Source organism: Maribacter polysaccharolyticus (assembly GCF_028882255.1).
GTDB classification, from domain to species: domain Bacteria; phylum Bacteroidota; class Bacteroidia; order Flavobacteriales; family Flavobacteriaceae; genus Maribacter_A; species Maribacter_A polysaccharolyticus.
In genome coordinates this window covers 288,063-314,960 of sequence record NZ_JARBUY010000001.1, presented here as the reverse complement: position 1 = coordinate 314,960, position 26,898 = coordinate 288,063, and the positions used below count along the sequence as shown (strand labels likewise).

At 42.7% G+C, this 26,898-nt stretch carries 23 protein-coding genes and 1 pseudogene; 6 read left to right on the top strand and 18 right to left on the bottom strand.

Translation table 11 applies throughout. From position 1 onward, the window contains the following. Positions 1-18: 18 nt before the first annotated feature. From PHU20_RS01445 to PHU20_RS01430, 4 genes are all read right to left on the bottom strand, one after another. Positions 19-927 carry a helix-turn-helix domain-containing protein gene (locus PHU20_RS01445; RefSeq protein ID WP_274823556.1) on the bottom strand — a complete coding sequence of 303 codons (909 nt, stop codon included), beginning with the start codon at positions 925-927 and terminating at the stop codon, positions 19-21. Positions 928-1,136: 209 nt separating this feature from the next. Beyond that, entirely contained in the window at positions 1,137-3,026 is a 1,890-nt protein-coding gene (locus PHU20_RS01440; protein WP_274823555.1) for a monovalent cation:proton antiporter-2 (CPA2) family protein, read from the bottom strand. 3 nt (positions 3,027-3,029) lie between these two features. Then, positions 3,030-3,626 (bottom strand): NAD(P)H-dependent oxidoreductase, encoded by a 597-nt coding sequence (locus tag PHU20_RS01435; RefSeq protein WP_274823554.1) that lies wholly within the window; start codon positions 3,624-3,626, stop codon positions 3,030-3,032. A gap of 335 nt (positions 3,627-3,961) precedes the next feature. Next, a complete protein-coding gene (locus tag PHU20_RS01430; protein ID WP_274823553.1) occupies positions 3,962-4,312 on the bottom strand; it encodes a pyruvate kinase in 351 nt (116 codons plus the stop codon). A 242-nt stretch (positions 4,313-4,554) separates the two neighbouring features. Here PHU20_RS01430 and PHU20_RS01425 point away from each other — a divergent pair, with 242 nt between their 5' ends. From PHU20_RS01425 to PHU20_RS01410, 4 genes are read left to right on the top strand one after another with little or no spacing between them, the layout of a single operon-like run. Continuing rightward, complete coding sequence (locus PHU20_RS01425) at positions 4,555-5,133, top strand: TetR/AcrR family transcriptional regulator (protein WP_274823552.1); 579 nt, start codon at positions 4,555-4,557, stop codon at positions 5,131-5,133. 44 nt (positions 5,134-5,177) lie between these two features. After that, on the top strand, positions 5,178-5,810 hold the full coding sequence (locus PHU20_RS01420; protein WP_274823551.1) for a nitroreductase family protein: 633 nt from the start codon (positions 5,178-5,180) through the stop codon (positions 5,808-5,810). A gap of 7 nt (positions 5,811-5,817) precedes the next feature. After that, the gene (locus PHU20_RS01415; RefSeq protein ID WP_274823550.1) at positions 5,818-6,816 is read left to right on the top strand and encodes an NADP-dependent oxidoreductase; all 999 of its coding nucleotides are present in this window, start codon (positions 5,818-5,820) and stop codon (positions 6,814-6,816) included. 11 nt (positions 6,817-6,827) lie between these two features. After that, positions 6,828-7,991 carry an iron-containing alcohol dehydrogenase gene (locus tag PHU20_RS01410; RefSeq protein WP_274823549.1) on the top strand — a complete coding sequence of 388 codons (1,164 nt, stop codon included), beginning with the start codon at positions 6,828-6,830 and terminating at the stop codon, positions 7,989-7,991. A 337-nt stretch (positions 7,992-8,328) separates the two neighbouring features. Here PHU20_RS01410 and PHU20_RS01405 read toward each other — a convergent pair whose 3' ends face one another. The 9 genes from PHU20_RS01405 to PHU20_RS01365 all read right to left on the bottom strand — a co-directional run bounded on the left by PHU20_RS01405 (position 8,329) and on the right by PHU20_RS01365 (position 16,776). Continuing rightward, positions 8,329-8,883 carry a thioredoxin family protein gene (locus tag PHU20_RS01405; protein ID WP_274823548.1) on the bottom strand — a complete coding sequence of 185 codons (555 nt, stop codon included), beginning with the start codon at positions 8,881-8,883 and terminating at the stop codon, positions 8,329-8,331. Positions 8,884-9,394: 511 nt separating this feature from the next. Further along, positions 9,395-10,039, bottom strand: a complete 645-nt coding sequence (locus PHU20_RS01400; RefSeq protein WP_274823547.1) for a DsbA family oxidoreductase — start codon at positions 10,037-10,039, stop codon at positions 9,395-9,397. Positions 10,040-10,179: 140 nt separating this feature from the next. Continuing rightward, entirely contained in the window at positions 10,180-10,743 is a 564-nt protein-coding gene (locus PHU20_RS01395) for a carboxymuconolactone decarboxylase family protein (protein ID WP_274823546.1), read from the bottom strand. Between the two features lie 62 nt (positions 10,744-10,805). Continuing rightward, a complete protein-coding gene (locus PHU20_RS01390; protein WP_274823545.1) occupies positions 10,806-11,369 on the bottom strand; it encodes a TetR/AcrR family transcriptional regulator in 564 nt (187 codons plus the stop codon). Between the two features lie 141 nt (positions 11,370-11,510). Continuing rightward, entirely contained in the window at positions 11,511-12,098 is a 588-nt protein-coding gene (locus tag PHU20_RS01385) for a DUF4251 domain-containing protein (protein WP_274823544.1), read from the bottom strand. 367 nt (positions 12,099-12,465) lie between these two features. Continuing rightward, positions 12,466-13,521 (bottom strand): adenylate/guanylate cyclase domain-containing protein, encoded by a 1,056-nt coding sequence (locus PHU20_RS01380; protein ID WP_274823543.1) that lies wholly within the window; start codon positions 13,519-13,521, stop codon positions 12,466-12,468. Between the two features lie 33 nt (positions 13,522-13,554). Beyond that, complete coding sequence (locus tag PHU20_RS01375) at positions 13,555-14,679, bottom strand: DmpA family aminopeptidase (protein ID WP_274823542.1); 1,125 nt, start codon at positions 14,677-14,679, stop codon at positions 13,555-13,557. Between the two features lie 12 nt (positions 14,680-14,691). Next, the gene (locus PHU20_RS01370) at positions 14,692-15,729 is read right to left on the bottom strand and encodes an N-acetyltransferase DgcN family protein (RefSeq protein ID WP_274823541.1); all 1,038 of its coding nucleotides are present in this window, start codon (positions 15,727-15,729) and stop codon (positions 14,692-14,694) included. A 3-nt stretch (positions 15,730-15,732) separates the two neighbouring features. Then, the gene (locus tag PHU20_RS01365; protein ID WP_274823540.1) at positions 15,733-16,776 is read right to left on the bottom strand and encodes a dipeptide epimerase; all 1,044 of its coding nucleotides are present in this window, start codon (positions 16,774-16,776) and stop codon (positions 15,733-15,735) included. A 334-nt stretch (positions 16,777-17,110) separates the two neighbouring features. Between PHU20_RS01365 and PHU20_RS01360 the strand changes: the two genes are divergently transcribed. After that, the gene (locus PHU20_RS01360; RefSeq protein WP_274823539.1) at positions 17,111-17,698 is read left to right on the top strand and encodes a pseudouridine synthase; all 588 of its coding nucleotides are present in this window, start codon (positions 17,111-17,113) and stop codon (positions 17,696-17,698) included. Between the two features lie 4 nt (positions 17,699-17,702). On the opposite strand, the gene PHU20_RS01355 is transcribed toward PHU20_RS01360, so the two are convergent. After that, a complete protein-coding gene (locus PHU20_RS01355) occupies positions 17,703-19,538 on the bottom strand; it encodes an adenylate/guanylate cyclase domain-containing protein (RefSeq protein ID WP_274823538.1) in 1,836 nt (611 codons plus the stop codon). Positions 19,539-19,540: 2 nt separating this feature from the next. Then, a complete protein-coding gene (locus PHU20_RS01350; RefSeq protein WP_274823537.1) occupies positions 19,541-20,353 on the bottom strand; it encodes an RICIN domain-containing protein in 813 nt (270 codons plus the stop codon). A gap of 417 nt (positions 20,354-20,770) precedes the next feature. Between PHU20_RS01350 and PHU20_RS01345 the strand changes: the two genes are divergently transcribed. Continuing rightward, a complete protein-coding gene (locus PHU20_RS01345) occupies positions 20,771-22,963 on the top strand; it encodes an amino acid permease (RefSeq protein ID WP_274823536.1) in 2,193 nt (730 codons plus the stop codon). A 20-nt stretch (positions 22,964-22,983) separates the two neighbouring features. Here PHU20_RS01345 and feoB read toward each other — a convergent pair. The 3 genes and pseudogenes from feoB to PHU20_RS01330 form a co-directional block, all read right to left on the bottom strand. After that, positions 22,984-25,172, bottom strand: a pseudogene (feoB, locus tag PHU20_RS01340) (ferrous iron transport protein B). A gap of 3 nt (positions 25,173-25,175) precedes the next feature. Beyond that, a complete protein-coding gene (locus PHU20_RS01335) occupies positions 25,176-26,195 on the bottom strand; it encodes a metal-dependent transcriptional regulator (RefSeq protein WP_274823535.1) in 1,020 nt (339 codons plus the stop codon). Further along, complete coding sequence (locus tag PHU20_RS01330) at positions 26,192-26,848, bottom strand: metal-dependent transcriptional regulator (RefSeq protein ID WP_274823534.1); 657 nt, start codon at positions 26,846-26,848, stop codon at positions 26,192-26,194. The genes PHU20_RS01335 and PHU20_RS01330 overlap by 4 nt, the downstream gene beginning before the upstream one ends. Between the last annotated feature and the right edge of the window lie 50 nt (positions 26,849-26,898).

Sequence of the window (26,898 nt, the reverse complement as noted above, 5' to 3'; positions counted from 1 at the left end):
AATTCGTTTCAATGGGGATCAGTTCAGGGTTCGGTATTTTGCCGGACTTATTCCGGTCTTCTTTTTGAATAAGGTACTGAAATGTTGTGGATAGTCGAATCCAAGGTCGTAGGCAATCTCGCTTACGGAATCCTTGCTGCCCATAAGCCTGTTTTTGGCCCTGTTCACGATAAATGCATTAATGTGGTCCTTGGCACTTTTTCCGGTTTCTTTCTTTAATAGATCACTTAAATAATTGGGGGACATATGGAGTTGTTCCCCGCAATATGTAACCGTAGGCAGTCCAAGTTCCATGGGTTTGTTCGACTCAAAATAAGCTTTCAACAAGGCTTCGAACTCGGTCACATGATCTTTGTTTAAATCGGTGCGGACAAAAAACTGCCGATCGTAATAGCGCATGCAATAATCCAAAAGCAATCCGATATTGGAAATGATCAATTTTTGACTGTGCTTATCGATTGGATGTTGAATTTCCTTCTCGATTTTGTGTATTAGATCCGTAACGGTCTGTTTTTCTTCTTCAGAAAGGTGGAGTGCTTCAAAAATCTCATAGGAAAAGAATGAATAGTTTTCGATGGCACTGCCAAGGACCGACCTTCGGATAAGGTCGGGATGGAACATAAGCATCCATCCACTGGGGTTCTCGGTAATGGTCGGATTTTCGGGGGTCAATACTTGACCCGGTTGGGTAAAAAGTAGGGTACCATTGGTAAAATCATACGAATTCCGTCCATAACCGAAATTGCAGTGTACCCCTTCCTTTAAGCTAACAACGTATACATCCAACGTAAGACGTATAGCACCCAGATCCATTTCAAAGGGTACTTCCTCAACGGGTATGACAGAGACCAAAGGATGTTTTGGAGCCTTTAAACCCAAGAATTCATGGGCCTTGGTGATTGAATCTATAGTAATGAAAGTTGTCATGCCCTTTATATTATTTTTGTCTTGAATCCGGAAAAACCTTCAGCGACATCGTACTATGGATTTTATCGGATACCTGAATTTCCAGGGTATAAAAGTACTGCGATACTTTGATGCCGAAGTATACATTTCAAGGATTCATGTATACATATTAGAGGTGGGAAAAACGTTCGATGCGTCAATCGGATACCTTGTAAGGGAAAAAGGTAGGCTTATGTGTTTTCTTCGTTATTTTGCAAGGTCTCCCGGATAGCCTCACTATCCCAATGTTGGTCGTATGCGACGATACCTCTTTCCAAATCCTTATTAAGGAATTTTTCCTGTTGCTCCAATTCCTGTCTTGCCTTAAATATATAATTTTTTTCATCTTTGGGTTCCTTGGCCAATCGTCTTAAGATACTTTCATCATACTGGATGAATTTATGTGCCTGCCTGTTCAAAGTATACTTTCTGAAGCCCATTTTACTTAGGACATCCTTGGCCAAGGTCAATGAGGTTTCCAACGTTTCACGATAGATGTTGTCTATCCCCATGTTCAACAGCTCATAGGCTTCATATCTGTCCTTAACGCGGATCATGAGTTCAACATGGGGGTAATTGGATTTTACGATGTTCGTTATTTTTCGGGTAGCATCCGGATTGTCAATGGCACAGATCAGTATTTTAGCTTCGGCGATTCCTGCGGATTCCAATAGGTCCAATCGTGTGGCATCCCCATAATAGACTTCAAATCCCATTTTCCGAAGGAAATCGACACGATTGGAGTCGTGGTCCAAAATGGTGGTCTCTACCCCATGGGACCTTAAAAATCGGCCCACGGTATTTCCAAAATGGCCAAACCCCACAAGGATTATTTTTTGGGATTTGGCAATATGGTCCATAGGTCTTTGTATCGATTCCTTGGTTCCGATTTTTGGCAGTACCAGACGTTCATTGATCATTCCGATAATCGGTGTCAAGGTCATGGTTAGTGCGGTTATCACCAGCATCATATCCATTTGGTCCCTATCGAGGATGTTCAGGTTAAATGCAAAAGAGAGCAGCACAAAGGCAAATTCACCGATTTGTGCCAAACTGAAAGTGAACAATATCTTTTGGTCAAGTTTTAATTTGAAAATATGTCCCGTAATAAACAATACAAGGGCCTTTAGGAGAATGATCACGATGAGTAGACCTCCAATGGTCAACGGACTTTCGGCAATTACAAGAAAATTAATCGATGCCCCCACGGCCATAAAAAACAGTCCCAACAGCAAGCTTTTAAAAGGCTCCAAAGTACTTTCCAACTCATGTTTGAATTCACTGTTCGAAAGCACCACACCACCTAAAAAAGCCCCTAAGGCCGGACTCAGCCCTACATATTCCATAAGAAATGAAATGCCGAATACGATTAAAAAAGCAGCGGCAATAAGCAACTCCCTTACCCCGGTCTTGGCTACTTTACGCAGCATGGGCACGATGAGAAACCTACCGGCAACGATAATCAATGCGACCGATAAAATAATTGCCAAGGTCTGGAACCCCAAAGGTAAATTGTCTAGTAGATTGGCGTGTTCACTGTGATTTTCAACAACTCCGGTTTCGGTTCTGGATAATAAGGGAATGGCACCCAACATGAAAATCACGATAATATCCTGGAAGAGTAAAACCGAGAAAGACGAGGTACCGAAGGTAGTTTGCATCAGTCCTTTTTCTTTAATGGTCTGAAGTGCAATGGCCGTGGACGAAAGGGCAACTGCCATTGAAAAAACCAGGGATACCTTCCATTCAAAACCCAAAAACAAGAACAGGGCATATGAAAGCAGCATGGTCATGGTGACTTGAATGCCACCCATTCCAAGAATGGTTTTTCGCATTTTCCAGAAATTCATGGGGTCAATTTCGAGGCCGATCAAAAACAACATGACCACTACCCCGAATTCGGCAAAGTGTAGAATGTCCTGACCACTTTCGCCAATGAAACCCAAAACATAAGGGCCGATCAAGACACCCGCTAAGAGATAACCTAAAACGGAACTTAGTCCCAAACGTTTGGCGATGGATACGCAAATGATCGCACCCGCTAAAAAAACAATGGCTTGAAAAAGAATACTTCCGGTCATAAATTAGTCCATTTTAAGTTGGGGAATATCATTGAGGAATGCATAACCTTTTAAATCGTCAATAGCGACGTTCCCTTGCAACAAATCGATCAAGGCCATATATTGACGGCCATGTTGCAGTAATTCTTCATTTTTCAATCGGTAGGTTCCCATGACGGCATAGGGGGGTAAAAATGCCATTCGACATAATTTAACGGTTTGTTCAAAGGGTCTTAAAAATTCATTCACGGAATAGGTATTGGTGCCAGCCGAACAGTAAAGATCACGTGACCCTCCCGCCGTAATCACATTCAAGCATATTTTAGACTCCAAGGCATTGCCTTTGGGACCATAGGCCCAATTATATTCCAACACCATATCCATCCATTGTTTCATTAAAGGCGGACAGCTGAACCAATATAAAGGATGATGCCAGATGATGACATCGTGTTGCTTTAATAATTCTTTTTCCGCGGGTACGTCTATATGAAAATCAGGGTAGTGTTCGTATAGGTCGTGGAAGGTTACCCCTGCTTTGTCCTTTATAGGGTAGACCAAAGCCGTATTGGCCCTAGAGCTTTCGAATTTTGGATGTGAAAACAGAATCAATATTTTTTTCATTTTACGAACTTAATTGAAAATCGTTTAGGATAAACCCACTCATGGTATGAAGTATACAAAATATAAAAGAAAGTATGGATATTAGCCCTTACCAAATACCATCCACATCTAATCATTTTTGTTTTTTGGGTTGAACCTATCCGGAATTGCCATGAATATGCTTAGGGTACTTCCTCCCCTACTTTTTCTGGGCGTAAAAAGGGATACGGTTACCTGAGACCTTGACATATGGATACTACTTGGAAAGCCCTTCTGATAGATGTATTTAAGGACAACCCGATGAAAGTATGAAAAATTTCTTTAATACGGCCTGATGTCAGCCATAATGGAAAATCCTATCGCTCCGATTCCTTGAATTGCTTGTAGATCCATACCTTCTCTTTTAAGGAGAATTCCTTGTTTTGAAACCAGTTTTGGGCTTCGATCTTTTCGTTTTCGATCTGTGCTTTGCGAATGGCCTCTAGGGATACCAAATGCCAGTGTACCCCCTTTTTACGGTTAACGGAATAGCCAATATCCTCGGTGATGTACGATTCCTTGGGTTGGTTGATAAGTTTTACCCCATTTTTCAATACGGCCAACGTTTTGGTGAGTGCGACCACTTCAGAGAAAGAATAGCGTACAAAATCGGTGAACCCGTCCTGCTTGGTATTGTATAATTTATCGCCTATTTTGAGTTTTTCCATGTCTTAAAAAGCGGATAAAAGTAATAGGTTTATCCAAAGGGAAACAAATTCCGAATGGTCGATTTATCAACAATCGGTATTCAGGTTTGCAGGTTTTTGTTTTAATGGAATAAGGGTCAGCGGAATACAGTAGGGATGCGTCACCCCCTTTAAATGGATTGAAAACGATGATTTGTAATTCTTTGTTAAAAAAAAGAATGAACGTTCATTTATGTATATCTTTGTGGGGAAATTCAATAACGATGGCAAAACTTCAAAAAAGTATAGATAAGCGCAATGCCCTATTAAAGGCGACCATCAACCTTGTGAACAACGATGGTTTCCATGCGGCCCCCATGAGCAAAATCGCCAAAATGGCCGGGGTCTCCCCAGCTACGATCTATTTGTATTTTGAAAACAAGCAAGATTTGGTGAATAAGGCCTATTTGGAGGTAAAAAGTGCTTTTACCGATTATGCCTTTGCCACGTATTCAGATGAAATGTCGGTTAATGAAGGGTTTGAAGTAATCTGGAGACGCATTGCCGATTTTAAATTGAATCAATGTGAAGAGGCCCTTTTTCTGGCCCAATGTGATAATACGCCCATGGTCGATGAACCCAGTCGCAAGGAAGGGATTAAGCACCTACAACCCTTGCTGGCCTTATGGGAGCGGGGGAAAAAGGAAGGGGTAATCAAACCGATTTCCGATTATCTACTGTATGCCTACGCCATAAATCCGTTGTCGTTTTTGATGATCATGCAACAGCGGGGAGCTTGTGCCATAAACAGATCACATCTCGATGAAGCTTATAAAGCGGCTTGGGACAGTATAAAAATGTAAGATTGAATACCTCATATATAACAATTAACAAATACAAATAAAAAATGGAATTATTGGATAAACTGAAATGGAGATATGCCGCTAAGGCAATGAACGGAAAAAAAGTGCCACAGGAAAAAGTGGATCGGATATTGGAAGCAGCACGTTTGGCACCGACTTCCAGTGGATTGCAACCTTTTGAGATTTTCGTAGTCACCAATCAGGAAATCAAGGAAAAAATAAAATCGGTAGCCTGGAACCAATCCGTAATCACGGACTGTTCACACCTTTTGGTATTCGCGGCTTGGGATACCTATACCGAAGAACGAATCAATTACATGTTCGATTTGACCAATGAGCTGCGCGGATTCAAAAATGAAGGATGGGAGAACTACCGTCAAATGCTATTGAGCTCCTATCCTCAAAAAGATGCAGAGGAAAACTTCAACCATGCCGCAAAACAGGCCTATATCGCCTTTTCACAGGCTATTGCAGCTGCTGCTTTTGAAGGCGTTGACGCAACTCCGATAGAGGGGTTCGAACCTGAAAAAGTAGATGAGATCCTCGGTTTAAGGGAGAAAGGGCTTCGTAGTGCCGTACTTCTGCCCTTGGGATACCGACAAGAGGATCAAGATTGGTTGGTAAACCTTGTCAAGGTCAGAAAACCTACAGAGGATCTGGTAACGGTTATAGATTAAAAATAATATGGAAAAGACAATTTTATTAAAGCAAAGACCTGAAGGTAAGCCTTCGATGTCGGATTTTGAATTTGTAACCGAGGATTCCGATTTCAAACTCAGTGAAGGTGAGGTCCTTTTGGAAACCGTGTACGTTTCAGTCGATCCTTATCTGAGGGGCCGAATGAGCGATGCCAAATCATACGTTCCCCCATTTGAATTGAATAAACCCATACAATCGGGGATTGTGGCCAAGGTCATCGAAACTAAAAACAGGAACTTTGAAGCAGGGGATTTCGTCTCAGGTTTGCTCAGTTGGAAAACCAAACAAGTAGTCACAGGGGAAGGCCTTGTAAAAGTGGATGCCGATAAAGCCCCTCTTAGCGCATATTTGGGAATCCTGGGTATGACGGGATTGACGGCCTATTTGGGGTTGACACAAATAGGGAAACCTAAAGCGGGGGAAACATTGGTGGTTTCCGGAGCGGCCGGGGCGGTAGGTAGCGTTGTAGGGCAAATAGGTAAAATCCTAGGTCTTCGGGTTATCGGTATTGCAGGTACCGATGAAAAAATCGATATGCTAAAAGGCAAATTCGGTTTTGATGCCGGTATTAATTACAATACGAGCACGGATATCAAAGCCGACCTCGCCAAGGAGGCACCAAACGGGGTGGATATTTATTTCGACAACGTTGGTGGACCGATATCGGATGCCGTATTGTTCAACATCAACCGATTTGCACGAATCATCATATGTGGGGCCATCTCGGTCTACAATGAAACGGAATTACCGAAAAGCATTAGTGTACAGCCCTTCCTCGTGAAAAACAGTGCCCTAATGCAAGGATTCATAGTTTCGAATTATGGCGAAAAGTTTCCCGAGGCCATGAAGCAATTGTCGGAATGGTTGGCAGAGAAAAAACTAACCTATACGGAAACCATTGTCGATGGATTCGATAATATACCGAATGCGTTCATCGATTTGTTCGAAGGGAAAAATAAGGGAAAAATGATTGTTAGGGTTTAAATTAAAAGAAAATGAATGATTTTGAATTTAAAAATCCGACCAAAATAATTTTTGGTAAGGATACGATGGAAAAACTTTCAGTAGAAATTCCTGCCGATGCTAAAGTATTATTACTTTATGGAGGGGGAAGCATAAAGAAAAACGGAATTTATGACCAAGTAAAGACCGCTTTGGCCAACATCGATACCATCGAGTTCGGAGGGATACCCGCAAATCCTGAATACGCCGTTTTAATGAACGCCCTAAAAGTGATAAAAGATGAAAACATCACCTTTTTATTGGCTGTTGGGGGTGGTTCTGTAATCGATGGCACCAAATTTCTTTCTGCGGCCGCCTGCTACGATGGCGATACCCCTTGGGACATATTGACCAAGAATATCAGAACGGAAAAAGGAATGCCTTTCGGTACGGTATTGACCTTGCCGGCAACAGGTTCTGAAATGAATTCCGGAGCCGTGATCACCCGGGCTGAAACGAAGGAGAAATTGGCCATGGGCGGACCGGGGTTATTTCCCCGATTCTCCATCTTGGACCCACAGGTCATTGCATCAATTCCGGAAAGGCAATTGGTAAATGGTATCACCGATGCGTTTACCCATGTTTTGGAGCAATATATGACTTATCCTGTTGGTGCTTTGTTGCAAGATCGTTTCGCCGAAAGTATTTTACAGACCTTGATAGAAGTGGCGCCTAAGGTCTTAAAGGATCCTACGGATTATAAAGCTACTGCCAATTTTATGTGGAGCTGTACCATGGCTTTAAACGGGTTGATCCAAAAAGGGGTGCCTACAGATTGGGCCGTACATGCCATGGGACACGAATTGACCGCATTATATGGTATTGATCATGCACGTACCTTGGCGGTTATTGCACCTAGTCACTATAAGTTCAATTTTGAGGCCAAAAAAGAAAAGTTGGCCCAATATGCAGAGCGTGTATGGGATATTACCGAGGGAGGTTTGGAAGACAAGGCGTATGCGGCCATAGAAAAAACCGAAGCCTTTTTCAAGGAATTGGGTATAGGGACCAAGCTTTCCGATTATACTGAGGATTATGAAGGTACTGCGGAAAAAATCGCGAAACGATTTACCGATCGAGGTTGGTTGGGCTTAGGGGAACATCAAGACCTTTCCCCTGATAAAGTGGAGAAAATCGTCAAAATGGCGTATTCATAGCACACGGGTCAAAATCCGACCTCATCCGAATTGGTGGCAAATAAATTATTGGTTTCCTTGAATTAGGAGGTTTAGTTGTTGATTTGAAAAGGGGCTTGCTTACCTATTTTGGTATGCGAGCCCTTTTTTTGTTCTTGGGATTTTCTTCATATAGCCTATCGATCCATAGTGCTAAAACGCGGAAAAAGTATGTGAATTGAATACATATGCCAACAAGACGAAAGCAGAACCCCTTTATTCATACCACCCAGAAAAGGCTATGCCCTGCCATTTTGGGGAAGGTTGTTAAATGGATTTCGAAGGTATGGTCCGTATTCGTGTTTTGGGCCCTAATAAACTATTGTTTCCATTTTATATTGCACCCCATGCTCGGTTTTTGATCGGAAGAAACCGTTTTGCCGGCCAACAAAGCATCCAGGGCCTCGCATAGGTCTTTTCCGGTCGGTTGCCCCATTCCCGGCCTGGATTCATCAAAACGCCCCCTATAGGCGCATTCCATATTTTCGTCAAAAACATAGAAATCGGGGGTACATTCCGCTTTATAGGCTTTTGCGACTTCCTGCGTAGCATCGTACAGATAGGGAAAGGGATAGCCTTCTTTTGCGGCCACCTTGGTCATATTTTCCGGGGAATCTTGGGGGTAGTTTTCGATATCATTACTGCTTATAGCAATGAATCGGATTCCTTTCGCTTGATAGGTTTTGGCCACCTCCACCAATTTTGGATTTACGTGATGTACATACGGACAGTGGTTGCAAATGAATACAACAACGGTGGCAATGTCCGATTTTAATTCTGAAAGGGAGACTTGTTTTCCCGTTATGGTATTCAATAAGGTGAAGTCAGGTGCTTTTGCACCTAAATCCATCATACTTGACAGGGTCAATGACATAATAATGATATTTTAGGTAGTGTTATTTCCAAAAATTCCGAATATTCCTTTTCCTATCATAGGAACTCCATTCGCTATCGATATATGCAATTTCGTCAATTATTTTCCAATTTCCATCATTTCTTATGGCACGAATTTTTTGTCTTGCCTACGATGGCTTTTTTAGTATGGCTCCCAGGGTACGTTCTTCATGGGACCGGGCATATCCCTTGAATCCCCATATTTATTGGAATAAAAGAAATCCGACTTTTGATGGTCATGGTATGGAGCATAACCGATATCACCTTCTTCGGCCCTGGTTACAGTCGGTTGACCATAACGCCGCTTTTACGGGTCCTAATACTTTTTACCGTGATCCAGGAATCCAAGAACAATGGGGTGTATATGTGGGTAAGGCGAAATTCGTGTATTGCGTAGGTCGTGCCACAATTGCCATCCATGGATCATAACCCAATAGATCGTTTATATTGGATGTTGCCAATAGCAAGAACGAATATAAAAAATCACAGGGTTACCGATTCAACAATTCGGTTAAAATTTCCTTGAAAACGGCCACAGGTTGGGCCCCCGACAAACCACTTTTTTTATTGAAAACGAAAGTCGGTACCGAAGATACGCCAAGATCTTGCCAATAACGTTCTTTCGCGATTACCGCATGATGTGCTTGATCGTTTTCCAGGTATTTTTTGGCTTCGGTGGGGTCAAGGCCAATGGCTTGCAACTCTTGTAGCAATACATCGGTATTGGAAATATCGCTACGGTCACTGAAAAATGCCGTGACCAATCGCATATTGAGTTCGGTCTGTTTCCCTTTTCCTTTGGCATACTCAAGTAAAACATGTGCCTTTCGTGTGTTCAGCATCCTCATTCCATCAAAATAATCGAACTTAAAACCTACTTCCTCTCCCATTTCGATCATACGTTCTTGGGATCGTTTTTGGTCTTCAAGGGATGAACCGTATTTATGGGCGATATGCGCTTTTAAATCCTCACCTTCTATCGGCATATGTGGATTTAATTCAAACGGTTGCCATTCGATATCCACTTTGTCGGCGACACCCAATTCCGAGATGGCCTGCATCAATCGTTTGTAACCAATGATGCACCAAGGGCAAACCACATCGGAAACGATATCGAGCTTTATACTTTCTGTCATATTCAAATTGTAGACGTTGGTTAATAAGAATTTAGATGGCCCAATGGCGGAAGAGGGTTATAGGGACTTACTATTGGGAAAATGAACCTCCTACAACAAGGTAGAAGGTTCATTTCTGCAAGCCTTATGGTCTACCACCACTAGGCAATTTCATTTTCCTTCTTCCAAGCAAATTTCTGAAAACTTGGATCGATCGGTGTTGCAGCAATGTGGTTTACGTAATTACTGATCACTTTTTGTGAAAGCCCTAGGATGATTTCCAATAATTGTCTTTCTTCATAACCGGCGGCGTAAAACACCTCAACCTCTTCTTTGCTGATATATCCCCTATTACGTACTACGGATAAGGTGGTTTCATGAAGTACCTGTAACTTTTCGCTAGGCAATTTGGTGCTGTTCCTTAAAGCCTCTATAATTTCATTGTCGACCTTCATGCTATGGGCAATGGCGGTGTGTGCAGGTACACAATAATGGCATTCGTGTGCAACATTTATGGTCTGCCATACAACGGTCAGTTCGTCATTGTTGAATGAAGAATTCACAAAAAGTTCATGAAGGTTTTGATAGGCGTTCAATAACCCTGGAGCGCCGGCCAATACGGCATGCAAGTTAGGGATATAGCCATAGGCATTTTGTGATTTTTGTAAAAGGTCCTTTCCTTCTTCCGGAGCCGTCTCCAAGGTGTGCAATTTTAAAGTGCTCATAATTTCAATTGATTTGTTGTTAATGTAACTAAGCAAACGCTTAGTTTTTGATTAAAAAAAAGCTATAAATTCATAAAAGTTATTTCAATAATGCCTTTGAGTTTCTGTTGGTCGTAAAGTTTTGAAGAAACTGACAGGCCTAATAGACAATTCAATAAATAATCCCCTTGTTTATCAATAAGCTCGGGGGTTTTATCCGGATCCTGACTAAGATTATTTACGAACAATCGTTTCATGTGAATTACAAATTGTCCCAATTCGTCCCGTAACAAGGGGTCTGTATCCTCTTTCAATTCGTTTACGGTATTGGTCACCAAACAGCCTTTAAAACTTTTGTCCTCACGCACAAACTCTAGAAAGTCGTAAAAAAATCGTTCTATTCCTTTTAAACTGTTTTTGGAATTTTCCAACTTATGGGTTATGGAACGAATTCGCCTTTTATAGGTGTCTAAGCACTGTAAAAATACGCCCTGTTTATTGCCGAAACTCGAATAGATGGAGAATTGGTTGATACCCATTTCTTTCTCCAACATACGAACCGTGGTGGCCTCATACCCATTGCGCCAGAACAAGTCCGTCGCTTTTTCTATTACTTCTTCTTCGTTATATTGTTTTTTTCGGGCCATTGTTCGTAACTGTGGTACAAAACTAAGCACATGCTTTGAAATAAAAAATAATTTATCTTTTTTTAACACAAAAAGTAAGGGAAAAATAATGGGATTGGAGGTAATGTAAGTAACCCTTTAGAAAGTTCAGGTTGCTTATCATCAGTCACTTGGATGGTTTTCGGGGGGCAACACCTTGAAAGTGCCATCATAGCGTATAGATGTGCGATATCGACAGTTCACTAAAATAGTAGTGCTTTTATCGGGATAGATTTGAATGATGATATCATAACGTTCTATTTTATCCTTGATTTGAAATTCGATATCCAAGGTTTGCCTTTTATTATTGTCGATCACTTTATATGAAATAGGTTGGCCTTTGAATTCTATTCCCACATCCCTTGAGCTCATGGGGCTTCCGGCCCGTACTTCACCGATATAAGGTAATATCCCTTGAATGGTGTCGCCCTTTACCTTAATGGAATTTCCGGTAACGTCTATGCGCGAAGCGGAATTCCCGGTATTACGCATTAAAGCATTCGTTATTTGGGTAACGGCATAGGTTTGCGTGGGATAGGCGGTGTGCACTTCTATACTGTAGGATTTGGAGGCCACGTCGTTTTTTATGGCTTCCAGTTTTTTGGTATTTATAGCGATTTCGGCTGCGCTTTTGGTACCACCACACCCCGACAATACGCCCATGGTCAATCCTATTATCGCTAAAAACTTATAGTGTTTATTCTTTTTCATTCGGTTTTTTCGATATCGTCCATGACGGCAACTTCTTGTAATGGCAAAGCATCATGGATAGGGATTCTTTCGGGAAACCCAGTGAACTTTTTTATACCATTAAGTTACTTAAAATTCAATATAGCGATTCTGAATACTATGTTAATTCTTTTAATACTAAGGTTTTAAGGGGGGTGATGGTGGGTAGTGGTCCAAAAATTATGGAATTCTCCCCCTACTCTATTTTATCACGGTTTACAATGTAAGGTTTGAAGAAAAGAACGACTTAGTCATTGAACAATTTGCTATGAAAGAGAATTTTATATTCTACAAATTGTATTTAGTTTAGTGGTTATTAGGTAAAAGTCCCGATTCTTTCGGGACTTTTTTATTTTGGGATCGTTGGGGTTACCCCAAAAACAATTACTTCTTTTTCCTTTCCCCTTAACGGGATACTTCCCATATTCTTGAAGTCATATCCGTTCGTCATCAACTGCTCTTTCAATTGTTGGGAGATCAACAATTCCTGGTTCAAGGTATTGCATTGCCCTTGGATACGTGCCGTAGTGTTGATGGTGTCCCCGTGATAGGCAATCTCTTTTTTGTATTTACCGACCTCGGTTACTGTAATCTTACCGGAATGCAGTCCGGCTTTAAAGAAGGGCAAACAATTATACTTGGCGAGATAATGCCCCTTCTTTTTATGGAGTCTTTGTTGGAAGGTGTAGAAAGCTTTAAGGCAATTTTGATTCCGTAAGCCTTTTTTCAATTCCCAAGTGAGGATGACTTCATCCCCAACATATTGATAAATTTCCGCCTCATTTTCAATAACCATCCCTAAATCGTTGAAACAGTCCTGGATCATACGGCTGTACGTTAAATGGCCTAGATGCTCGGCATGGGTGGTCGAAGATTGAAGGTCCAGAAACATGAAAATACGTTCCTCTTCCCTTGGATTATAAAATTTCCCCATCAACAATTTCTTTAGATTATTGTCGCCCAACATCAGGTTTACCTGTCTGGTAAGGAGCATTAAGGTATCTACGGTTAGGATATAGAGATATATGGGTATACTACCCGGCCCAAAGGCAAAGGCTAAAAAATCTTCGGTTTTCCCATAAAAATGGCCAACCATGAGATAAGCCATGAAAATGAGGAAAAATAAGAACAGTAATGCATATAAAAGTCTCAGGCCTATCAATCGGTATATGGAAACCCTTTGGTTGTATCGCTTTTCCAAGAGGTTCTGTGCCAGACCGGAAATACCCCCAAAAAAAGGACCGAAAATAAAGGAAAAGATCAAGGCTTCCTCGAATTCAAAATACAAGGAACTTTTCTCAATGGTTCCGATACCCCGTATTATGGCAAGAAAGAGAAAAGCAATCGTCCAACCGATCATATAATCCCTAATGACGATCCATTGCCTTTTTGTTCTTATGTCCATAATCCCATCATTGAATTCAATTCAAAAACAGTGTCATTTTTTATAGGTTGATATAAGATCGAGAATTTGATCTACAGGCAGGCTTTCTATCTGCTTTCCCCCTACACCGGTAGTCGTTTCCGCCGCAAATAAGGAATTTATGATCGCTTCTTCCGTAGCTTCTATCGTGGCCAGGAACAAGGGGGAAACAACATCATTGCGAAGCGTTTCGGTTTTAAGGTATAAATTCGGGGAGTTGTAGGGAATCCTGTTCGTTTCGGCCGTGGATACCGCAATGACATAGTCCCCACTACCGTTGGAGGCGATTCCTCCTGTTTTGGCCAAGCCCAACATCGCCCTTTTGGCCAACCGCTTCAAGTTTCTGGCATCCAAAGGGGCGTTGGTCATAACGACTATCATACAGGAACCGTCAACATCATAGGTAAATGATTTTGGATAGTTTTTCAATTCTTTGGCGATAGGAACCCCATTGATTTCCAAAACCCCTCCAAAATTGGTCTGTACGAGCACACCGACGGTATAGCCACCGAAGTTTTCCGGGATTACCCGGGAAGAGGTGCCGATACCTCCTTTGTACCCAAAACATACCGTGCCGGTTCCGGCCCCGACGTTCCCCTCTTCAACAGGTCCCGATGTCGCTTTTTGAATGGCCTCCATCACATGATGTTGTTTGACGTGCCTTCCTCGTATGTCGTTTAGATAACCGTCATTGGTTTCCCCGACGATGGGGTTGACCGAACGTATATTTTCATTGTTCTTTAATCCCAAAGTATATGAAATCACCGCATCCGAAGCCGTAGGAACACTTAACGTATTGGTCAGGACGATCGGGGTTTCGATATTGCCCAACTCTTCCACTTGGCTATAACCTGTTAGTTTTCCAAATCCGTTTCCGATGTATATGGCCGCTGGCACTTTTGATTGGAAAATATTCCCGGAATGCGGTAAAATGGCTGTAACCCCAGTGCGAATGCTATCCCCTAGCTGAAGGGTTACCTGACCTACCCGTACCCCGGAAACATCGGTTATGGCATTGAGTGGGCCGGTTTTAAGTACCCCGATCTCGATACCAAGTTCACGTGGCCTTTTATCTTGGGCATACGCATTGCATAGGGTAAGGCTAAGTGTAAGGATGCTTATAAACTTGAATTTCACCATTGGGATTTTGATTTAAAGTAAGGTCCTGCCCAATTTTTCTGCCCCGAAACGCACTACATCGGTAACGGGTAGACCGGTTTCGTTCTCGATTTTTTCAATGACCTTCAATGCTTCATCTTCACTGAGTTTACTTGTATTCAAGGCAATACCCACCGTTTTGGCTTTCGGGAACGAACCACAGGCATGGGCAAGGGCCTCATACAATTCAATGACCTCGTTAAAAGGTGGGATCTTTATGTCGGGAACGTCCCGAAGCGTTGTCATTTCCCCTCTATGGCATAAAATAAGGTGTGTTGGGCAACTACCGCGCAATAAGGGTAAGGTTGCCGTACTTCCTGGGTGTAGTAGGGAACCTTGACCTTCTATAAAAACAATATCCTTGTCCGCAGTCCCAAGGACCATATGTTCGACCGCACCGCTGGCTTGATCCACTTTTATCGCATCCAACGGAATTCCTTTTCCGGTAACGGTTATGCCGATCTGGCCCGTAGCCAGAAAATCGGTAGGAATCCCCTGCTCTTTTATCCATTTATAAATCTCCAATCCGGAGGTCATTTTTCCAACGGCCATATCGGTACCTATCATTAGCACCCTTTTGTTGGGAAGGGCACAAGCCCTGGCCCTGGCGATCGCATAGTCGGTCACTGGTTTACGAACATCCCAAATCACCTGTTCGGGCCTATCGGCCTTTAAAAGTCCGGCAAATCGGTCAGCAAGGTGGTCATGCAACCCATTGATCAAAGACATTCCCAATATCAAGGCTTTTTCCACTTCAGGCACCCAAGTATCGGGAAGCTTGCCCCCAGTCGGGGCCAATCCCAAAACCATGACCTCTGCCCCCATTTCAATAGCTTTTTCAACGGAGGAAACGATGGGTATTTCAAAGGGTTGATCGATGACCTCGTTCACATTTTTACCGGCATAATCGGAATCGATCACGCAGACTATGGGGTTTTCGGAATAACGCATGACCCCATACCCCATCTTGGCATAAATGGAATCCAGATTACCTTCCATATAAATGGCCAATTTCTTTTCTTTTCCTATCATGATTTATAGTTTATCTTTTAAAATTGCTCCGTGTCCAAAGCGTTCCGTGGGCATGACCACTCCATCGATAAGTTGGGCGCCTGAAAAGGGATCGGGATTTAAATTGAGATGGGAATCCAAATCCACATGGTCTAAAAGTCCGGTTATTGCGGCCCCTGCCGATATGGATAGGGAAGATTCCCCCATGCAACCGATCATGGTTTTTAGGTTAAAGGCCTTGGCGGTTGCAATGATCCTTAGGCCTTCCGTTAATCCGCCACATTTCATCAACTTTAAATTCACCCCATCCACCGAATGTGCCCATTGGGGAATATCGGTCGAAAAATTACAGGATTCATCCACAAAAATGGGAAGTGGCCTATTCTTGAAAATAAAAGGAAGGTCTTCTTCCTGGCCATGTACCAATGGCTGCTCTACATAATCCGTTCCTAGGTCTGCCAACCATTTCATCATATGGATGGCCTGGTCTACATCCCACCCCCCATTGGCGTCGACCCGAAGGCCAACGTTATATTTTTTGGTGCTTTCGATTACCTGGGCAAACATGGCCTTATCGGCTTCGATACCTTCCTTGGATCCCAGTTTTACTTTTAGGAATTTAACCCCGGTACCTTCCAAGAGCAATGGCATTCGTTCTTTTACGACTTCCGGCGGATTTATTCCTATGGTCACCGAAGTGGCGACTTTGGGCAAGGGAATGCCGAATAGTTTGTACAATGGGAGCTGGGCCGCTTTGGCCAGTTGATCCCATAAAGCGATATCCAAGGCGGCTAAAACACAAAGCGGCAATCCGAATTCCCTTCCCTTTTTATAAATTTCGGTAATGGAAAGATCGGCTATTCCCGTATTATAAAATTGTTCCAATACTTTTTGGCTTTCCTCCGCGGACTCATTTCCTAAAGTAGCGGAAGGTGCCATTTCCCCCCAACCGGTAATCCCGTTTTTAGTCACCCCGACAAAAAGATTGTTGGTCCCGGTAATGACCCCACGGCTGATCTGCAAAGGAAATCTTTTTTTTAAATGAATTATTTTGAATGTAAGTTCCATTTGGTCTATTCTATTTTGCTGTCCATTTCCGGATTGATCCTGCCCTAATTGGGGACCTTATCTAAAAAAAACGAATTTACAATGAACTTGTTTAAAGTTTTTCAAATGGTTGAAAAAATATCCTTGATTACCGCATTTTATCCGTTTTCGCCTATATTCCCGTTTTATTTCGAAAAAAGCTCAATCTTTGGTCCCATAAATCTAAATTTTCACATAAGCGTATTGGCCACGAGAGGAATTATTGGCAGACACATTGTCCCATCTGAAATCCCCCTAGGTAGGTTGGGGTTTCTTATGGGTAGGTCCTTTATAACGCACATAGATCGTAAAGTTCATGGAAGGTAACCATCACTATCATTTTAAGCTTTATAAACCTTTTGGGATGCTCAGTCAATTATCTTCCAATGAGGAGCGTCAGAATAGGAAGAAGCGATTTTTGAGTGAACTGTATGATTTTCCCGAGGGAACAATGCCGGTTGGTAGGCTTGATGAGAAATCTGAGGGATTGTTGTTGATGACCACGGACGGAAAATTAAGTGATGCGATAAACCGTTCCGGAATCGAAAAGGAATATTATGCCCAGTTGGATGGGGTTATCACCCTAGAAGCCCTAAAAGCACTGGGTAAAGGCGTCGAGATTGGCCTATGGGGCAAACGATACACCACAAAACCCTGTAAGGTCACAAAATTGCTTGAGGCCCCTACGCTGCCCGATCCGGATAAAAAAATCCGAATTGGTACCCATCGTCCCAATACATGGATCAGTATCACCTTGACCGAAGGGAAGTTTCGTCAAGTACGCAAGATGACGGCGGCCGTGGGTTTCCCAACTTTAAGATTGGTACGGGTACGCATTGGGAATATGCTATTGGATGATACCCATGTAGGACGGGTTGTCCCGGTGCCCCATTTTGATCTTTAAATTCCTACATGGCCGGGACCGGTATATTTTCTTTTATACGATTCACGAAGAACATCTTCATCATCCCCCTATTTTTAACCTGAATTTTACCACGGTACTCGCATTCGGCATCTTCTTTAATCAAGGCATAGGTGTTTTCCGATATATTGATCCGGCCAGGTTCTGACATCGATTCCATTCGAGAGGCCACATTAACGGCGTCGCCCCAAATGTCATAGGCGAATTTCTTGGTCCCCACTACCCCGGCCACAACGGGCCCCGTATTGATACCGATGCGTATGTCAAAAGTCAATTCACTGGATGCATCATCCTTTTTTGTCGCTTCGACAAATTCAATGATTTCAAAGGCTGCCGAAACCATTCTATGGGCGTGGTCAATGGTATTGTCATGCAAGCCCCCGGCACACATATAGGCATCGCCAATGGTCTTGATTTTTTCCAGGCCATATTTATCCATGATCGCATCGAACTTTGAAAAGTAAAAGCTAACGGTTTCTACCAAGGCCTCTGGGGATAATTTTTCCGAATAACTGGTAAAACCCTTAAAATCGGTAAATAATACGGTGACAGCTTCATATTTTTTAGCTTTCACGGTGCCATTGGCCTTTAATTCTGCTGCGGTTTCCTCCGGTAGAATATTGAGCAACAAATTATCCGAGCGATCCCGCTCCTCTTCGATGATCTGTTTTGTTTTTCGAATAAACGCATTGCGCCGGAACAGACCTATGGCCAAGAGCCCGATTAAGAATAGGGCGACACCGGTACCAATGGCAATGTTCCGCTGGTTTTTTTCACGTTGTTCGGCCAGATCTACCTCAATTTGTTTTTGGGAAACCTCAAAGTTGGTACGCTGATTGGCCAATTGCTGTACCGTTGCGATATTATTTACACTATCCCTGTATGCGATATGATCTTTATAATGTTTATAGGATGTCTCTAGGTCACCCATTATTTCATACAATTCGGATAGGTTTAGGTTGGCTTCACCAATCTGTTCTTTTAGACCATATTGTTCTGCAAGCATAAGACTTCTCTCGGCATAATCTATTGCGGTTTGGTGCTCCTTTTTGTCCAAATAGATATCGGCCATATAAATAAGATACACACAGATGGGATGATAATCGCCAGATTCTTGTAAGATTTGAATGGCTTCATTGATGTTCTTTTCAGCAAGTTCGTTTTTTCCGGTATGGGCGTATACCATACCAATGTTGCCTAGATTATAGGCCTTGCCAATATCATAATTGGCTTTTTCATAAAGTGCCCCGGATTCATTGAAGTACACTAAGGCCGAATCGTATTTTTGGTTGTTAAGTAGGTCATCTCCGGCATTTAAAATAAAAGAAGCTAATGGAATAGTATCTCTTGCCTTTCGTAAGGAAGAAATAGCTTTATTGTAATAAAGCATCGCATTTTTATGATTATTGGAAATAGAATAAATATCGGCAATCGCTCCGTATGCTGCCCCTTCAAGTGTAATATTGTTTTCCTTAAGCGCTATTTCTGCACTTTTGAAATAAGCTATCATAGCTTCGTCCAAATCACCCATTAATTGTTTTGCATTTCCTTTTTGCAAATAACCCTGGGATAGATAGGGGTAATTGCCTTTCTGATTTGAAAGGTTGATTAATTCCTCAGCAAATTGTAAACCAAGATTGAGGTCATTTATTTCATTGAAAGAAAGGTTTGTGAGAAGTTCCAATTTCTCCACACCTTTGATAGTATCTGCATCATAAATATTTTTCAGGCTGTCCGCGATCCTTTGGTCCTGGCTTGATACAACGCAGATTATTAAGTGAAAAAAGCCTATTAAAAAATAGGCCTTTGTTTTAAACAGCATAGTTATTGTGTTGCTTTAACCCTAATTTTAGGATCCTGAGTATACGTATTTCTTCCTACCTTATAGGTTATACTGTATTCTTCTTCAGAACCTGGAGGCATTGTTCCCACGATTCCTACCCAGGTCCCATTGTTTTCCTGTGAAGGGTCAACAATGAATAAATCAGTTCCAGCGGTCTCAAAAACATTATCCAAACTTGAGATATTCCCACCTTTTACCCATTTTACGGTATCCCCGGCACCTACTTCCGTGGTCATGGCTGTATCACCCGGTCCCGTATTGGCTTGATGCCCTTCATCATCGGATAAACTTGGAGGAAATGGCTCCTGTATTGTTGCACTTACGGTAATCGTGTGTAGGTTTGGCGAGGCCCCTATAAAATCCAATTTCCATAGAAAATTATCGGTGGTTGGCGTATTGCCTTGGCAGGCCAGTGTACCATTAACGTTGCCGCCATTCAAAATATTCAAATACTGTCCACTGCTTTTTACCTGTAATAGACACCATCCGGGATTATTGGGTGCATTTATCAACTTCCATAGGAAATTATCCGTTGTTGGTATATTGCCCTGACAGGCCCTTGTACCATTTACGTTTCCTCCATTAAAAATATTCAAATATTGTCCGCTGCTTTTAACCTTGATCAAGTGCCATCCTGGATTGTTAGGGGCTTCGAGTATTTGCCATACAAAATTATCGGTAGTAGGTGTGTTGCCTTGACAGGCACTGGTTCCGTTGGCATTTCCTCCATATAATATATTCAGATATTGTCCACTACTTTTCACTTGAAATTTTAAATCGGTTGTATTCGACATAGTATGGGTTTTAGTTGTTTTATGGATCTATCATCCCTTTTTAGGATGATTAAAATAACTTGGTTTATCCATATCCCATGGGGTTTAAGGACGAAGATGCAGTATTGATATCCGAAAGGTCTTAATTATTTATCAGGGCTTATTTGGTTGCTGTTAATATGTAGGTCATACTCCCTAGTTGTAAATAAGCCTTTTTCTTGGTACTCGATGGGCTTTGTTTTGGTGTCATACGGATTGGCATAGGTGTGAAGCCTCAGTGTTTTGTATTGTTTGGGAGAAGCACATGAAGCAATGATCAACGCCACTAGGGCGAGGTGTGAATATTTCTTCGAAGTAGGGATTTTTATTCTATATTTATTAAATCAACGAATTTTTAGTACAGGAAATCCGTTTCAAAAAACAATATAGGGGTCATAATTGGATCATCAAGAAAAAAATATTAAAAAGTTTGGAACGTTCGGGGGTGTCTTTACTCCGACCCTACTGACGATTCTCGGGGTCATTATGTACCTTCGTTTGGGTTGGGTTGTGGGTAACGCCGGACTTTTGGGGGCTTGGCTCATCATTATCGTTTCTTTTCTTATTACCCTTACCACGGCCTTGTCCATGTCGGCGATAACCACCAATATCCGAATCGGTGCCGGAGGGGCCTATGCGATAATTTCACAGGCCCTTGGTCTGGAAGTAGGCGGTAGTCTTGGCATCCCGAGATACGTTTCCCAAGGTTTAGCGGTTACCATGTATATTTTCGGTTTTAGGGAGGGGTGGTTGAGTATCTTCCCGACACATGACCCCTTTCTGGTAGATATCATTGTTTTTGCGGTATTGTTGACCATAGCCTATATCAGTGCCGATCTGGCCATAAAGACACAGTTTTTCATAATTGTCATTATTTTTCTCTCCTTGTTATCCATTGTCTTGGCAGCTTATAATGGATCGATGTACATCCCTACCGAGGATGCGATCCGTTGGGGAACTTTTAAAGGCTCTATGGAGAATGGCTTTCAAGGAAGTAGTTTTTGGCTGGTTTTTGCCGTATTTTTCCCTGCGGCCACGGGTATTATGGCAGGGGCAAATATGTCGGGAGAGCTTAAGGATCCCAAAAAAAGTATTCCGCAAGGTACCCTTTGGGCCATAGGGGTGAGTTTTGTCATATATATCTTATTGGCTTATTGGCTGGCACGAACGGCTTCTGAACAAGAATTGATCACCAATTATTACATTATTGTGGAAAAGTCCTATGTGGGTCCTTTGGTCTTGGCAGGCATCCTCGGGGCTACTTTTTCATCGGCCTTGGCTTCTTTGGTCGGGTCTTCACGGATTTTGTTCGCCATGGGGGAACACCGGGTTTTGCCTTATGGTGGTTTTCTTTCGGGCAAAAGTGCAAACGGCCAACCGAGAAATGCCATGATCGTAACGGGGATAGTCATATTCGGCACAATGCTTTTGAGAGACCTTAATGCCATTGCGCCTTTGGTTACTTTGTTCTTTCTTATAACCTATGCGATGATCAATGTGGTGGTGATCATTGAGCAACGCTTGGGGCTGATAAGTTATAGACCTGTTTTCAAGGTGTATAAATGGGTGCCTTGGGTGGGCTTATCATCCTCGGTTTTGGCCATGTTCATCATCAATCCTACCATAAGCCTTTTTTCGATAAGTATCGTTTTCGTGGTGTATTGGTTCTTGTCAAGACAAAATCTGGAAACCCCATTTGAGGATGTTCGGTCGGGATTGTTCGTTTCTTTTGCTGAATGGGCGGCAAAGCATACTTGGGGCATGAAACGGATGCAGCAAAGGGCATGGAAGCCGAATCTGATGGTGCCGATCAGGGACATTCATGGGGCTAAAGGTAATTTCCAATTCCTGCGGGATATTGCCAGTCCTAAAGGCTCTATAAAACTCCTTGGCATAGAACCTTTTACCGAAAACAATATCTTTCGGGATAAATTGGCCGATCTTTCGGAATCGTTTCGTAAAAAAGGGGTTTTTTCGTCATGGACGGTCATCCATAGCGATAATTTCACACAAGGGGTGAATTACGGGAATCAGGCCCTTCAAGGAGCCTTCTTTAAACCCAATATCGTTTTTCTTAATCTTCAACAGCATGATGATTATGAAACGGAGTTGCGTCCCGTGATCAAGGAATGCATTCGATTGGAAATCGGGGTGCTTCTATATTTAAGACATCCCAAAGCCCAATTGGGAGAACGGGACATGATCAATGTATGGGTAAGGGACCGAAAAGATAATTGGGATTTGGGTTGGAACATCGGAAATCTGGACCTCTCGATCCTAGTGGCTTATAAACTAAAAAAGAATTGGGATGCCAAGATTAGATTGATAATCGTTATAGATGATGAAAATGAAAAGGAAAATGCCCGGCAATTTCTGATGAACTTGATCAACCTTGCCCGTTTACCCCAAACCTTGACCCAGGTATTTATCGGTGATTTCAAGGAAATTGTAAAAACGGCCCCTCCCGCCGATCTGAATATTTTTGGAATGGAAGGCAATCTACGGTTCGAATTTGTCCAAGAATTAAATGAAAAAACCGGAAGCTCCTGTCTATTCGTAAAAGATTCGGGCCATGAGAGCATTTTAGCCTAGATTCGATGTTTACCCAAGGCCTAAAACAAGCGCCATATTTGAGCGACCAAAAAAGTGACTATGAACCCTAGAATGACCGGTAAGATGGATGCGATAACGGTCCATTTCGTACTTTTCGTTTCCTTATAAATCGTATATATGGTGGTACTACAGGGGTTGTGCAGTAAGCTGAACAGCATTAGGTTAACCGCCGTCAATAGCGTCCATCCGCCAGCTCTTAGGATGTCCCCGGTAGCGCTAGCCGACTCCAATTCGAACATTACGCCGGCCCCTTCTCCTCCTGAAATGCCCGTAACCAACACGGTTAACATCAATATGGTAGGAATTACGATTTCATTGGCAGGGATAGCGACGATATAGGCGACCAAAATCACCCCATTCAACCCTAAAAGGAATCCGAATCCGTCCAAGGATTGGATCAGCCATGCGGCAAGACTCAAATCCCCTACATATATGTTTGAAATCAGCCATATCAATGCACCCGCGGGGGCAGCAAAGACAATCGCCCTCCAAAGAACGATCAGCGTTCTATCGATGATCGATGTATAGATGGTTTTCCAAAACCTTGGCGGCCTATAAGGTGGTAATTCAAGATTAAAGGTAGAAACCTCTCCCTTTAAGACGGTTTTTGATAGGGCCCAAGAGACCAAGAACATAAAACAGATACCCAGTACCGCAATACCGATGACCGCACCCAAAGAGGCGATTCCGGCCATGGAGGCGGGTGCTACGGCCCCGATGAATATAGTCGCAATCAAAATTTGCGTAGGCCAACGGCCATTGCAGAGTGAAAAATTATTCGTGATAATCGCGATCAACCGTTCCCTTGGGCTGTCGATAATACGTGTGGCGACAACTCCGGCGGCATTACATCCGAATCCCATACTCATGGTTAGGGCCTGCTTGCCATGGGCTCCCGATAATTTGAACAAATGGTCCAAATTGAAAGCTACACGGGGTAAATATCCAAAATCTTCCAAGAGGGTGAATAAAGGAAAAAATATGGCCATAGGGGGCAACATCACGGCAATGACCCACGCTACCGCCAAATAAACCCCATCGATCAGGAAGCCGTCTAACCACCAAGGAAGCCCGATCCCCGAAGCAAAGCCCTTCAAGGCAGGGTGAATGGTATCGAGTAGCAAGTTTCCCAACATGGAAGACGGGTAGTTGGCACCGACTATGGTCAGCCAAAGTACCACCGCAAGAATTAGGAACATGAGGGGAAACCCCCAGGTTTTACTTGTGAGGACCTTGTCGATCTTCGCATCCAATCGCAGTCTTTTGTTTCCGTTTGGTTTATGAACGGAACCTTTTACGATTTCTGCGGCATCGGCATAAATCCCTTCCGCCAGATTGTCGTGGAATTCATCCCCGATCTGCCATCTGAGATCATTGGATAATGCAATGATATTATCTATATTTTTTTGCTTCATGCCATAAATTCTTCAAATTCACCGGATTTCAGTAATTCGATAATATGTTGATCCCCTTCCAAAAGGCGGAATGCGATCCATCTGCTATTGGGAATGTCGGGGTATTCCTTTCTTATTTCTTCACTTAATTGCTCAACGGCCTTTTCAATGTTCTTGGGGATGTTCTTGATCCGATGGGGTTTGCAGACGATAGCACCACTTGCAACTTCACTAATGGTCTGTATCAATTCGGGAATCCCTTGATTGAACCTTGCGCTGGTGGGTACTACGGGAATTCCCAAATCCCGCGCCAAAGATCGGCTGTCGATCTCTATTTTATTACGTTTGGCCTCATCCATAAGGTTAAGGCACAGGACCGCACGATCGGTGATCTCCAATATTTGCAATACCAAATTCAGGTTGCGTTCCAACCTACTGGCATCTACCACGATTACGGTTACCGTGGGCTTGCCAAAGAGTATGAAATTCCTCGCCACTTCTTCATCTTCCGAGGTGGACAACAAGGAATACGTGCCGGGTAAATCGACCAATTTGTATTTTTCGTTATTGTATTCAAATGCACCTTCTGCCCGGGTCACGGTCTTTCCTGGCCAATTGCCCGTATGTTGGCGTAGACCGGTAAGGGCATTGAATACCGTACTCTTGCCGGTGTTCGGGTTGCCCGCCAAGGCGATGATATGATCAAAGGAGGTGGTGTTCACCCCCAGTTTTTTTAAACCTGCCGCATTAAAATGGGCACAGGTTTCACATCCACTTTTAGGTTTTACTTCCATGGCCTATTTTTTGATTAAAATTTTTGATGCCTGATTGTTTCGTAAGGCGATACTCGTACCTTTTATTAAATAGGCTTTGGGTTCGCCCAAGGGGTTCAGTAAATCGATGCTGACATCGGCACCTTTTACAAATCCGAGATCCAATAACCGTCTTCTGCTTTCGCCTCTTATTTCCTTGGAAATACCTATGATTTTCCCGATTTCGTCTTTTTTAAGGCTATTTAGGCGAAGGATGTCCTCTTCATACGAGACATCTTTTTCCAAAACGGAAACGGTTATATTCCCTGCCACTATCGGGGCTAATTTAAATGCCTCCCCTTCTGAATGGAATACGATGCGTTCGGGGGATTTTTCCACTATTCGGATAATTGACCCTATATGGATGTTTTCCGCCATTATTTGTTTGTAAATGATATCGGGTTTATCCTTGATGTGTATTATCCTTCCGATCGTACGGGTGTTTAACTCCGATACCGGTACCCCTTTAAGTTTTGCCATTTTTCCCGAAATGGTAGGTATTGGGTCACCATGGGGGTCGAATTGGGGGTTTCCCAGGGTTTTGGCCAGTAAATCGGTGTCATCTATAGTCAGTTCATGTTCTTTTCTTTCCGCACGTTGATGCCATTCCGATTTGTTGAATCCCGTTTTATCGGCAAGGTACCGTTCCCATAATCTATGGGCCCTGATAATCCGTAAGGCATAATCACTTCCCGATTTGGTCAATCGTACGATATCGCCTTCCATTTTAACCCAGCCCAGGGTTACCATCTTGTCGATGCTTTCAACGACCATTTTTTCGTCTTGTTTCAATATACGCACAACATCGTTGATATTCAGGTAATTGCTTGCATTTTCATTATGGTACAAACGTTTCAGAATATCTTCGGCCACAACTTTTTGGGTCGTTGTGGAATTGTTTTTTATAAGCCAAAACCAACCGTGTTTGGGTCTAAAAAACAGATATCCCAAAAGGCAAATACCAAGGAATATCAATAGGGCGTTAAACGGATTATAGGTGTTCATCTGTATTTTATATAAAGGTTTTTGGCCACATTTCCTGAGATGGTGATCTGTTGCGCATTGTTATCGATGGTCACCGAATCGTCAAAAGGCTCAATGTCGAGTACCTTGATGGTATCCCCGATGGTGATGTTTATCTTGTTTAAATATTTCAACAAACTATCGGTGGCATTCTTTACCCCTACCAAGACCCCTTTTTCGTTGATCTTTAAATCGGCAAGGATGATACCCTCCGAGGCCACGATTTTTCCATTCGTGTTGGGAATGGGGTGCCCATGTGGATCATGGGAAGGGTATTCAAGGAAAGCATCCAATCTATTGGTCAGGGTCTTTGATTGAATATGCTCCAATTGTTCCGCAATATCATGTACCTCATCCCAACTAAACCCCAGTTTGGCTACCAAAAAAGTTTCCCATAAACGATGTTTCCTTACAATGGCCATGGCCTTTGCTTCCCCTTCTTTAGAAAGTCTGGTGCCTTTGTATTTGGTGTAATCCACCAAGCCCTTACCGGCAAGTTTTTGAAGCATGTCTGTGGCCGAAGAGGCCTTGGTCCTCATTTTCTTTGCAATGGAATTGGTACTCAGCAATTCTTCGGTTTCTTCCCCTAGGGCATAGATTTCCTTCAAATAATTTTCTTCAGCTTGTGATAACATGGCCACAATTTTTTACAAAATTATAAAATATTTTTAGGCTTATCTAAAAA